The 11,394-nt window shown below is 62.9% G+C and carries 13 protein-coding genes; 10 read left to right on the forward strand and 3 right to left on the reverse strand.

The window, feature by feature from the left end; all coding sequences use genetic code 11:
• The first annotated feature begins 51 nt into the window (after positions 1-51).
• Positions 52-870, forward strand: a complete 819-nt coding sequence (locus FEZ60_RS19700) for a shikimate 5-dehydrogenase (protein WP_172936851.1) — start codon at positions 52-54, stop codon at positions 868-870.
• Positions 871-883: 13 nt separating this feature from the next.
• A complete protein-coding gene (locus FEZ60_RS19705; protein ID WP_033236054.1) occupies positions 884-1,345 on the forward strand; it encodes a DUF6328 family protein in 462 nt (153 codons plus the stop codon).
• Between the two features lie 3 nt (positions 1,346-1,348).
• On the opposite strand, the gene FEZ60_RS19710 is transcribed toward FEZ60_RS19705, so the two are convergent.
• Together FEZ60_RS19710 and FEZ60_RS19715 are read right to left on the reverse strand one after the other, a co-directional pair.
• Positions 1,349-2,185 (reverse strand): sulfurtransferase, encoded by an 837-nt coding sequence (locus FEZ60_RS19710; protein WP_172936802.1) that lies wholly within the window; start codon positions 2,183-2,185, stop codon positions 1,349-1,351.
• Between the two features lie 24 nt (positions 2,186-2,209).
• Entirely contained in the window at positions 2,210-2,833 is a 624-nt protein-coding gene (locus tag FEZ60_RS19715) for a LysE family translocator (protein WP_116104311.1), read from the reverse strand.
• 125 nt (positions 2,834-2,958) lie between these two features.
• Between FEZ60_RS19715 and FEZ60_RS19720 the strand changes: the two genes are divergently transcribed.
• Genes FEZ60_RS19720 through FEZ60_RS19730 form a run of 3 tightly spaced genes read left to right on the forward strand, consistent with a single transcriptional unit; the run spans position 2,959 to position 5,153 of the window.
• The gene (locus FEZ60_RS19720; RefSeq protein WP_045071385.1) at positions 2,959-3,432 is read left to right on the forward strand and encodes an Lrp/AsnC family transcriptional regulator; all 474 of its coding nucleotides are present in this window, start codon (positions 2,959-2,961) and stop codon (positions 3,430-3,432) included.
• Between the two features lie 36 nt (positions 3,433-3,468).
• Positions 3,469-4,692, forward strand: coding sequence for a benzoate/H(+) symporter BenE family transporter (locus tag FEZ60_RS19725; RefSeq protein ID WP_172936803.1), 1,224 nt, complete (start codon positions 3,469-3,471; stop codon positions 4,690-4,692).
• Positions 4,689-5,153 carry a thioesterase family protein gene (locus tag FEZ60_RS19730; protein ID WP_033236050.1) on the forward strand — a complete coding sequence of 155 codons (465 nt, stop codon included), beginning with the start codon at positions 4,689-4,691 and terminating at the stop codon, positions 5,151-5,153. The genes FEZ60_RS19725 and FEZ60_RS19730 overlap by 4 nt, the downstream gene beginning before the upstream one ends.
• On the opposite strand, the gene FEZ60_RS19735 is transcribed toward FEZ60_RS19730, so the two are convergent.
• Positions 5,150-6,178, reverse strand: coding sequence for a phosphotransferase family protein (locus FEZ60_RS19735; protein WP_045071389.1), 1,029 nt, complete (start codon positions 6,176-6,178; stop codon positions 5,150-5,152). The two genes, FEZ60_RS19730 and FEZ60_RS19735, sit on opposite strands and share 4 nt — an antisense overlap.
• Before the next feature lie 233 nt (positions 6,179-6,411).
• Between FEZ60_RS19735 and pdhA the strand changes: the two genes are divergently transcribed.
• The 5 genes from pdhA to FEZ60_RS19760 are packed head-to-tail and all read left to right on the forward strand — an operon-like array spanning position 6,412 to position 11,383.
• Positions 6,412-7,506: a pyruvate dehydrogenase (acetyl-transferring) E1 component subunit alpha gene (gene pdhA / locus FEZ60_RS19740; RefSeq protein ID WP_172936804.1), complete on the forward strand. Its 1,095-nt coding sequence runs from the start codon at positions 6,412-6,414 to the stop codon at positions 7,504-7,506.
• Positions 7,503-8,480, forward strand: a complete 978-nt coding sequence (locus tag FEZ60_RS19745) for an alpha-ketoacid dehydrogenase subunit beta (RefSeq protein WP_172936805.1) — start codon at positions 7,503-7,505, stop codon at positions 8,478-8,480. The genes pdhA and FEZ60_RS19745 overlap by 4 nt, the downstream gene beginning before the upstream one ends.
• Complete coding sequence (locus tag FEZ60_RS19750) at positions 8,477-9,490, forward strand: dihydrolipoamide acetyltransferase family protein (RefSeq protein ID WP_172936806.1); 1,014 nt, start codon at positions 8,477-8,479, stop codon at positions 9,488-9,490. Before FEZ60_RS19745 ends, FEZ60_RS19750 begins: the two co-directional genes overlap by 4 nt.
• 29 nt (positions 9,491-9,519) lie before the next feature.
• Positions 9,520-10,704 carry an MFS transporter gene (locus FEZ60_RS19755; protein ID WP_287163581.1) on the forward strand — a complete coding sequence of 395 codons (1,185 nt, stop codon included), beginning with the start codon at positions 9,520-9,522 and terminating at the stop codon, positions 10,702-10,704.
• A gap of 40 nt (positions 10,705-10,744) precedes the next feature.
• Positions 10,745-11,383 carry a hypothetical protein gene (locus FEZ60_RS19760; RefSeq protein WP_172936807.1) on the forward strand — a complete coding sequence of 213 codons (639 nt, stop codon included), beginning with the start codon at positions 10,745-10,747 and terminating at the stop codon, positions 11,381-11,383.
• Positions 11,384-11,394 lie beyond the last annotated feature (11 nt).

The raw sequence follows: 11,394 nt of genomic DNA on the forward strand, positions 1-11,394 counted from the left end.
GGTCTCATCACGGCCCTGAAGTTCACGGTAGCCCGGATTAGAGTTGACGCCATGACTGTCGACCTCAACAAGGACACACTTCTGTGCATGTCGCTATCCGGACGACCGAGCAACATCGGCACCAGATTCCACAACTATCTGTACGAGGAATTGGGCCTCAACTTCGTCTACAAGGCATTCACCACCACTGACGTTCCCGCAGCGGTTGCCGGTATCCGCGCACTGGGCATCCGCGGTTGCGGAGTGTCGATGCCGTTCAAGGAGCAGGTGATCGCTCATGTCGACGTCATGCACGACAGCGCGTCCGCAATCGACTCCGTCAACACCATCGTCAACGAGGACGGCATCCTGCACGCCTACAACACCGACTACCAGGCTGTGGCAAACCTGTTGCGCGAGAACAAGGTCGACACATCACTCTCGGTCGCGGTCTCCGGCAGTGGTGGCATGGCCAAAGCCGTCGTCGCGGCGGTTCGCGACACCGGTTTCACCGACGTCACCGTGGTGGCGCGCAACAAGGCTGCCGGTGGCGCGCTCGCCTCACAGTACGGATTCCAGTGGCGCGAAGACCTCGACGATCTGCGTCCCGGCGTTCTGATCAACGCCACTCCGATCGGGATGGCGGGCGGCCCCGAAGCAGATGCGCTGTCGTTCCCGGACGTGGTGGTGCGCGGCGCGGAGGTCGTTTTCGACGTGGTGGCAATGCCAGAGAACACTCCCCTGATCCTCCTGGCAGAAGAACTCGGCAAGACGGTGATCACGGGCGCCTCGGTGATCGCACTCCAGGCTGCCGAGCAGTTTGCGCTGTACACGGGGGTCCGCCCCAGTGCCGAACAGATCCAACGCGCCTCTGAATACTCGCGGGCGTGACAAACTCGACACTATGAACGACACCGGGGAGAGCCCTCCCGTGCAACTCGCTCGGAACTTCAACGAGCTGCTGCAAGAACTACGAGTCGCTCTCTCCGGTGTTCAGATCTTGTTCGCGTTTCTGCTGGCCGTGGCCTTCACCGAGCGCTACGAGGACGAATCGACGTACATCAAAACCATTCACTTGGTCACGGTCATGCTGGTTGCCATTTCCTTCGGCCTACTGATGGCACCGGCAGTGTGGCATCGAGTCCTCTTTCGGGGCGGATACCGTCAGCGCATCCTGACCATCTCCAACCGATTTGCCTTGTGCGGCACCGGTTTTCTCGCGGCGTCCATGACCGGCACCGTGCTCCTGATCGCTGAGATCGCTGTGGGTGGCGTCGGCGCAAAGATTCTGGCCGCCTGCGCCGCCGTCATGTTCACCACGCTCTGGTTCTTCGTCCCCGCACTGATCAGACGAGACGACAGCTGAGAACTACGCTCCAGTGGCGACAGAGCGCGAGCTGTCGTTGGACCATTGCGACCACGAACCGGGGAACAAGGCTGCGTCGTAGCCCGCTATCGCCAGGGCCGCAATCTGATGCGCCGCAGTCACTCCCGATCCGCAGTACACGGCAAAGCGGTCCCCGTCACCCGCTGCGGAGAACCGCTCACGCAAGGCTACGGTGCCGGCAAACTTTCCATTGCCGTCGATGTTCTCACCGGTCGGTGCACTGACCGCACCGGGAATGTGCCCGGCCACTGGGTCGATCGGCTCGACCTCGCCGCGGTACCGCTCAACGGCTCGCGCGTCGAGAAGCACACCACCGCTCGCCGACCACCCGGCCGCCTCGTCGATATCGACAACCGGCATATGTCCGGCGTCGAGCGTCACGTTGCCCTCGGTGATTGCTGAACCGGCACCGACCGCAACCGGGAAATCGGCCGATTCCCAGGCTTGCAACCCACCGTCGAGCAGACGGACATCAGCGAGTCCGGCCCATCGCAACAGCCACCACCCGCGCGCCGCTGCGGTGTTTCCCGTCGCGTCGTACAGGACCACCGAATCTCCGTCGTTGATCCCCCATCGACGTGCAGCGGCCTGCAGGTCCTCGATGGCAGGCAAGGGATGACGCCCCGATTCCCTCGACGCCGGAGCGGCCAGTTCGGTGTCGAGATCCACGAATACCGCTCCGGCAATATGCCCTGACTGGAAGTGCTCGGCGCCGTGAGGATCACCCAGCGCCCACCGAACATCGAGCAGGACCGGCGCGGCGCCGGCCTCGATAAGGGAGGCCAGTTCGGTGACATCGACAAGAACGGGTGCAGTCATGTCCTTCATACTTGCACGATCGTCTCAGGCAACACCGAAGAAAGCACCAAGCGCGACAAGTAGGACTCCACTCACCACGTCGATGCGCTTTCCGACGCCAGGTCGCCTGAGCTTGCGTCCGGCGCCGGCTGCGAGCACCACCACGACTGCCCACCACAGCGCGGCGGCAACCACTGTGGCGCCGGCCAACGTCAGGGTACGCAGGCCCGCGCCCTCGCCTGGTTCGACAAACTGTGGAAGCAGGCCGAGAAAGAACAACAGCGCCTTCGGGTTGAGAAGGTTGGACAGGAACCCGTAACGGTATGCCCGCAGCGGCGGGGTCGGCTCCGACGCGGCCACTAACGTGTCGCCACCACTTCGAGCTTTGAATGCACTACGAATTGCGGAGATCCCCAACCAGGTCAGATATGCCGCGCCGGCATAGGTGAGGGCCGAGAGCAGTTGCGGTCGAGTCGCGACAAGGGCCGACAGGCCGAGCGACGCGGCGGCCGTATGGACAACCAATCCCGTGATCACGCCCGCCGCGACCACGGCACCGGTCCGACGATCTGCCAGGGAATGCCGCAGGATCAGGACAAAATCCGGGCCAGGTGTGAACAAGACGATGGAAAGCAGGGAGCCAAAAGCAAGCCACTGAGTGGTACTCATCGGTGTCTCCGTGTGGTACTCATCCGAATTGCCTCACACCCGAGCGGATTCGACACATGCGTTCATAGAGGGAGTGTGCAACTGGATCCGGATAGTTCAAAACAGATCCGGATACAATCCGGAGAATGACGAAGAATGAGCCTCTGGATTCGGTGGACTGGAAGATTTTGGCCGAATTGCAGAAAGATGCGTCGATCACCAACAAGGTTCTGGCCGACCGAGTGGGACTGGCGACGTCCTCGTGCCACGAACGTGTGCGGCGCTTGCGGGCAAACGGAACGATCAGCGGAATCCATGCCGTTGTCGACCCGGCCGCCGTTGGCCGGTCGATGCAGGCGATCATCGCCGTGCAATTGCGTCCCCACCGCCGCGATCTTGTCGACCGGTTCACTGCCGATGCGCTGGCGCTTCCGGAAACGCTTGCGCTGTTCAATGTCTCGGGACCGGAAGACTTCTTTCTCCACGTCGCCGTGCGCGACAGTGCCCATCTGCAGAGGGTGCTGATCGATCACCTGGCCGCCCATCCGGAAGTGTGGCACGCGCAGACTCACCTCATCTACGGCAAAGCGGTCACAGCGCCCATCCGGCCGGATCGCTGAGAACCGTTGCTCCGGCGTCGGGCAGAATCACTGACCATGTCGGACTCCCCATCTACGACCGAACCGGAAGCGACGGTAAGCAACGCACAGCCCATCAGCGCGGGGATCGTGACAGCGCTCGTGGGATTCACCAGTTCGTTCGCAGTACTCCTCACCGGCCTCAGCGCCGTGGGCGCCAACGCCACCGAGGCTGCATCAGGTCTGTTGGTTCTGTGTGTGACTCAGGCACTGGGCATGCTGTGGCTTTCCCGCCGGTACAAGATCCCGATCACCCTGGCCTGGTCGACGCCTGGTGCGGCGCTGCTGGCCGGCGCCGGCGCGGTGCACGGCGGATGGCCTGCTGCGGTCGGCGCATTTGTCGTTGTCGGAATTGCCATTGTTCTCACGGGACTGTGGCCGACACTGGGCAAGATCATCGCGGCGATCCCGACACCGCTGGCACAGGCAATGCTCGCCGGGGTTCTCCTCCCCCTCTGCCTGGCTCCGATATTCGCGGTCCGGGACGCACCGCTGGCTGTAGTGCCGGTCATCGTGGTCTGGCTTGCGGCACAACGGTTCTCCAAACGGTGGGCGGTTCCACTGGCATTTCTGACCGCAGCCGTCGTGATCTGCATCAGCCTGACGACCACCGACAACAACACGCTCGACGTCGGTGCGATGATTCCCCGCGTCGATCTCACCATGCCGTCGTGGTCCTGGCAGGCGCTGATCGGAATCGCGATTCCGCTGTACATCGTCACGATGGCGTCGCAGAACATCCCCGGTGTGGCGGTGATGAAATCGTTCGGATACACGGTTCCGTGGCGACCGTCCATGATCGTGACCGGCCTGGGCACCGTTCTCGGAGCCCCCGCCGGCGGGCACGCCATCAACCTCGCCGCGATCAGCGCCGCCCTCGCGGCAGCGCCGACGGCGCACCCTGATCCGAAGCGGCGGTGGATCGCGGCGAGCACAGCCGGTTGGGCCTACCTGGTGCTGGCCGCAGGTTCTGCCGCAGTCGCAGCTCTTGTTGCTGCGGCACCAGCCGGAGTGGTGGAAACCGTTGCCGGGCTTGCACTCATGGCAACCTTGGCAGCGTCGTTGACCGCTGCGCTCAGCGACGCCACCGAACGTGAAGGTGCGGTGGTCACGTTCCTCATCGCCGCGTCCGGCGTCAGTGTTCTCGGGATCGGTTCGGCATTCTGGGCACTGCTCGTCGGGTTGATCGTCCGAGCCGTGCTGACGAGTGGTCCACTGACCTCGCTAAGGTCGAGATCGTGAGCGCAGCAGATACCGTCATCTCGATCGAGCAGTTTCCCGTCCGCTGGCCGGTACCGACCCGCTGGGACGACAACGACCACTACGGCCACGTCAACAACGTGACCTACTACTCGTACTTCGACACAGCCGTGAATGCGTGGCTCATGTCCGCCACCGGCGTCGACATCCGCACGCTGCCGGCCATCGGGGTTGTTGCGGAGACATCGTGCCGGTACCTGAGTGAACTCACGTTTCCGGAGCAGTTGCAGGTCGGCATCTCGATCGAAAAGTTGGGCACCAAGAGCATCGTGTACGCGCTCGCGATCTTCCACGAAGACGCCGCGGGGAGATGGGTCGCCGCTGCCACGGGACGGTTCGTCCACGTCTACGTCGACGCAGTCACTCGCACACCGGTCGCGATACCGGCCGCGATCAAAGAGGCGGCCGGTTCGCTTGTTGCCAATGAGGTCAGCCCCGCTTAGTGCAATCCCAGCTTTTCGGCGGTCTCGACTGCGCGCGCAACAACTCCGTCGATCAGAGTCGAGGTCGGACCGCCGTGCTCGGCGCGGTTGCGTGGGTCGTCGAGAATGCGGCGCAGTACTCCCTCGGCGATGATCGACAACTTCCACAGCGCCAGCACGTGCCAGTAGCCCACGGCCGACACGTCGCGACCGGTGGCGGCAACATAGGCGTCGACCAGTTCGTCGCGAGTGGGGAAACCTTCGAGCGTCGACGCCATGAACGGCCCGGCAACTTTGTCGCCCGCTTCGGGCCAATACGCCAGTAGCGCACCAAGATCCGCCAGTGGATCACCCAGCGTGCACAGTTCCCAGTCCACCACTGCCAGCACCTGGCCTCGAGCCGGATCGGTGATGATGTTGTTGAGGTGGAAATCGCCGTGAACCAGGGTGACTTCGGTCTGCTCGGGAATGTTTCGGTGCAGAATGTCCGCGAGCCGCTCCACGTCGGGGATATCTCGGGTTTTCGACTTTTCCCACTGCGCTGACCATCTCTTGAGCTGCCGCTCCGCAAACGGCTTACGACTGGCCAGATCTTCCAATCCAGTCTCTTCGAGATCTACGCCGTGGATAGTGGCGAGAGCCTTGGGCAACGCCAACCCGACATTCCGCCGCTGCTCTACCGTCAATTTCTGCGCAACCGGTACACCGTCGATGACAACCCCGTCGACGTAACTCATGAGAACCAGCGGCGCATCCGTCACAGCCGGATCCTCGGTGATTCCGATGATCTTGGGCACCGGGACGGCCGTACCTTGCAGCGACGACAGGATTCGGTGCTCACGCACTATGTCATGCGCCGAGGCCAACAAGGTGCCGAGCGGAGGTCTGCGCAGCACCCACCGTGCACCGCCGGCATCGGTGACGGCATACGTGAGATTGGATTGACCGTTGCCGATCCTCTCGAAAGTCAGTGGCGTGGTGGCGCCGACGCCCAGCTCGGCGATCCACCCTGAAACAGCATCTTCGTTCAGTCCGACTGCGTTCACCGCACCGATGCTAGCCGGAGAAATCGTTGCGGCGGGTGGTTCCGACACCTTTGTTACCCACCGGTTCGGAAACTGTGACGGTCTGTCCCTCTTCGAAACCCGCAAGTACTTGCGGATTCTGCGTCGAGGGGGATGCTGGAAGTACAGCACCGAAAAACTGAATATCGCATCGGGATTGCTCGAATCGCCCACAAGGCGCGTCGGGCAGGAGCAGAAACCGAGGTGAACTCACGATGATCGACAACCTCGATTATCCAGTCCAACTCATTCAACCGGACGGCGCGCGGGTGTGCCGACCGGAATACGACCGTCTGATCGCAAACCTGGATCGAGACGATTACCTGTCGTTGTACCGCGACCTCGTGATAAGTCGCCGAATCGACACCACCGCGGTAACACTTCAACGCCAAGGCGAAATCGGTTTATGGGCACCGCTCTTGGGCCAGGAAGCCGCGCAGGTCGGATCAGCACGCGCTCTGGAGCCTGACGATTTTGCATTCACCTCCTATCGTGAGCACGCCGTCGCCTACTGCCGCGGAGTTCCGCCCCACGCGCTGACGGTCTTGTGGCGCGGGTGTGCCCATTCTGCCTGGGACCCAGAAGAATTCAATGTGACCAACCCGGCAATCGTTGTCGGGTCCCAGGGACTTCACGCAACAGGCTACGCACTGGGTGCTCACCTCGACGGCGCAGAAATCGCCACCATCGCCTATTTTGGTGACGGCGCCACCAGCCAGGGCGATATCGCCGAAGCACTGGGATTTGCCGCCAGCTTCCGCGCCGGCGTTGTCTTCTTCTGTCAGAACAATCAGTGGGCCATCAGCGAACCGGTCTCACTGCAGTCCCGCACACCGATCTCACACCGCGCCGAAGGCTACGGCATTCCGTCGTATCGCGTTGACGGAAATGACGTACTCGCCGTCTTGGCAGTCACTCGGAAGGCGCTGGCCCACGCCCGTGAGGGAAGCGGGCCGACGTTCATCGAAGCGATCACCTGCCGCATGGGTCCACACACCACCTCCGACGATCCATCGAGGTACCGCTCCGACACGGACATGGCGCAGTGGCGGGCCCGCGATCCGATCGAGCGGATGCGGTTGTTTCTCACCTCGCGCGGACTTCTCGATGACAAGGTAGCCACCGAGATTGCCTCGGCTGCCGACGAAGTCGCTTCCGTTCTACGACGCAACACAATCGGCTTTCCTGATCCACCGCCCTCGGCACTGTTCGATCACGTCTACACCGAACCCCATCCGTTGATCGATCACGAACGTGCGCAGCACCAGGAGTATCTGGCAAGTTTCGACAATCAGGAGGTCGTGTCATGACGCTCGTCAATCTGGTGACCGCCCTCAACACCGGGCTACGACGCGCACTCGAGAGTGACCACCATGTCGTGATCCTCGGCGAGGACGTCGGCCGGCTCGGCGGCGTTTTCCGGGTCACCGATGCACTGCAGAAGGATTTTGGCGAGAACCGAGTCATCGACATGCCACTCGCCGAATCCGGCATCGTGGGAACCGCTTTCGGCCTGGCGCTGCGCGGCTACCGGCCGGTGTGCGAAATACAGTTCGACGGATTTGTCTACCCGGCCTTCGACCAGATCGTCTCGCAAGTCGCGAAGATCCACTACCGCACCCAGGGTCGGGTGCGCGCACCCATCACGATTCGCATCCCCAGCGGCGGCGGAATCGGTGCCGTGGAACATCATTCGGAATCACCGGAGGCCTACTTCGCCCACACTGCGGGGCTGAGGGTGGTGTACCCGAGCAATCCGGCCGACGGGTTCCACATGATCCGGCAAGCCGTCGAGTCCGACGATCCGGTGGTATTCCTCGAACCGAAGCGGCGCTACTGGGACTCGGCTGAGGTGGATCTGAGCGCGGAACCGCCACTGCCACTGCACAGTGCGCGGGTAATCCGCCCCGGCAGCGATGCCACTGTTGTAGCCTACGGATCTATGGTGGCTACAGCCTTGGAAGCAGCGGACATCGCCGAGGACGAAGGCCATCACCTCGAAGTGATCGACCTTCGATCACTCTCCCCGATCGACTTCGACACGCTCGACAAGTCGGTACGACGGACCGGGCGGCTTGTCATCGTCCACGAGGCACCGATGTTTCTCGGGATGGGCGCCGAAATCGCCGCGCATGCCGCATACGAGTGCTTCTACGGCCTCAGGGCTCCTGTGCGACGCGTGACGGGTTTCGACATCCCCTATCCCCCAGCCAAACTCGAACAGTTCCACCTACCGGACGCGGATCGAATCCTCGACGCACTCGATGAAGTGCTGGCCGCATGACTACCGCGGAGTTCCGACTTCCCGATCTCGGTGAGGGTCTCACAAGCGCCGAATTGGTGTCGTGGCACGTTGATGTCGGCGAACACGTGAGCATCGATCAGGTGATTGCCGACGTCGAAACCGCCAAGGCACAAGTCGAACTTCCGTCGCCGTACGCCGGAGTTGTCACCGAACTTCTTGCCGAACCCGGCGAGGCGGTGCCAGTGGGGGCGCCGATCATTCGCATCGAGAGTACGGACCCGGCTGGTGCGAGTACGTCGGCTCCACCGGTCCTGGTCGGCTACGGTCCGGCGACGGCGCATGCAAGCCGCCGGCGCAAGCGAGTCCCGCCCGCACCCGCGCAGCACAGAGAGATGGCACGGGCGATGACCGGCAGCGCCCGCGCACCCCAGGCAACGGTATTCGTCACGATCGACGTCACCGCGTCGATGGAACTATTAGACACACTGCGCACATCCGCAGACTTCGAGAACTGCTCGGTCACACCGTTGACTCTTGCAGCGAAATCTCTGGTGACTGCCATCGCGTCGCACCCGAGTGTCAATGCGACGTGGGATGAGGCGGCCGAACGCAGTGTTGTGCATCCACGGATCAATCTGGGGATTGCCGTGGCGTCGGACCGCGGACTCCTCGTTCCCAACATCAAAGACGCAGGCAGCCTGACACTACGAGAAATCGCACGCCTCATCACCGAACTGACGTCGACGGCCCGCGCCGGCCGAACCGACGTCGAACATCTCACCGGCGGCACGGTCACGATCACGAATGTCGGGGTCTTCGGCGTCGACGGTGGTGTTGCACTCCTCAATCCGGGCGAGGCTGCCATCCTCGCTCTGGGTAGCGTGAACGAGCGACCGTGGGTTCGCGGCGGGCAGATTGTCATTCGACAGGTTGCGACGCTCTCGCTGACATTCGACCATCGCGCCCTCGACGGACAACAGGCGTCGCAGTTCCTCACGCTCGTGGCGTCGATGCTTGCCGACCCGGCGGTCCTTCTCGCCCATCTGTGACGCAACCTCAGTCCTGGCAGACTGTCACGGTGAGCATCGCCCCCTCTCCCACTCTGATACGCGCACGCGCCGGCATTTTCGGCATCTTCGGTATCAACGGCTTCCTGCTCGCGATGTGGGTGGTGCACATCCCGTCGATCGAGCACCGCGTCGGCATCAGCCACTCCACGCTGGGGTCTCTGCTTCTCCTGCTTGCCGTGGGCGCCATTGCCGGCATGCAGCTCAGTGGCCCGCTCGCCGACCGCTACGGGAGCCGAAGGATGGTAATCCTGGCGGGAACCGGCCTGTCCGCCGCCGTGCTCGGTCCGGGATTTGCCACCAACGCGTGGCAATTGGGCGCTGCACTGGTGGCTTTCGGTTTTGCCAACGGCGCCTTGGATGTCTCGATGAATTCCCAAGCCGTCGAGGCCGAACAGTTGTACCGGCGGCCGATCATGTCCGCGTTCCACGGCATGTTCTCCGTTGGCGGAGTGGTGGGTTCGGTCATCGGAGCGGGCACTCTGGCACTCGGCCTTGCACCCTCCGTTACGCTGACCGCCGCATCACTGCTCGGCTTTGGTGCCGTCACAATCTGCTCCCGGCCGCTGCTGCCCCGCGCCCTGCACCACGCCGACGACGTCGCAACGGAACAACCGCACGGCCACTTCTCTGCCAAGGTGCTTGCACTGGGCGCACTGGCGTTTGTCCTCATGCTCGCCGAAGGTGTGGCAAACGATTGGAGTGCGCTGCAAGTCAAGGAAGATCTTGGTGTCTCGAATGCCGTTGCAGCCCTGTCCTTCGGAGCTTTCTCCGCGATGATGACAGTCGGCCGATTCACCGCGGATCGCATCAGCGCCGCACTCGGCCCCGTCGCGGTTGTTCGCTACGGCGCCATGATCGCCTCGGTGGGAATGTTGACAGTCGTTCTTTCCGGGTGGCTTCCGCTCACGCTGTTCGGCTGGGCACTCTTCGGCGCCGGACTGTCCGGATGCATCCCCCAGATCTTCACGACCGCCGGCAACCTGGGCTCAGGATCTGCTGGTACCAACATGTCTCGGGTTGTGGGTTTGGGCTACATCGGGTTTCTTGCCGGCCCCGCGACGATCGGCTGGGCGACCCAGATTGTGCCACTCACCACAGCGATGCTCATTCCACTTCTCTGTGTGCTGGTCGCAGCACTGTCCGCCGGTGTCGTTCGTCGCGATTCTTCGACCACCCACCGAGATCACAGCTGATCCTCACGCTTGTCACAGACAAAGCAGGGATGCTGGACATGTGACCGTCTCGACCTCCGCCCCCCACTCCCCGTCCGCTACAACCCGCTTCCTCGCCCTTGCCGCATTGTGTGCCGCAGCGCTCGGTATTTTGTACTTTCTCCGACCTGATTCACCGACGGTCACTGTTCCGGAATCGTTGAGATCCGTTGCCGATCAGATCGTCCGCATCGTGGACGTCACGGCGGTATTGACGGCCACCGCCGCCCTCGCCGCGGTATCGATGATCCGCACATTGCCGTACGGTATCGGCGCCATACTCATGCTCGGGGTGGGCGCAAATCTGACCAGTGCTGCGCTGGGTTCATGGCTCACGGATGCGCCGACGGCCTTGCTTCCCAGCGGGCATGTTGTTGCCGCAGCAGCGTTGTACGGTTCGGCGGTTCTGATCTCTGCGCCGCGGTGGCGACCCGTCATTGTCGGACTGGGTATCTCAGGAGTCGCCGCAGTCGCGGTCAGTGTGGTCGCCACCGAGATGAGCGGAATCTTCGGTGTGGTTGCCGGGCTCCTGATCGCAGCGGCCTGGGGTTGTGTGGCAGCCATTCTGATGGAGCACTCGCCGGTCGCCGCGAAACGTGAAGCAGCACGACCGGATACGGCAGCCATCGCGTTCTCCCGCGATCGGCGCATCCACCTGTAAACCGAAAGGGC

The sequence above is a fragment of the Rhodococcus sp. MS16 genome (assembly GCF_013277795.1).
Classification (GTDB): domain Bacteria; phylum Actinomycetota; class Actinomycetes; order Mycobacteriales; family Mycobacteriaceae; genus Rhodococcus_F; species Rhodococcus_F globerula.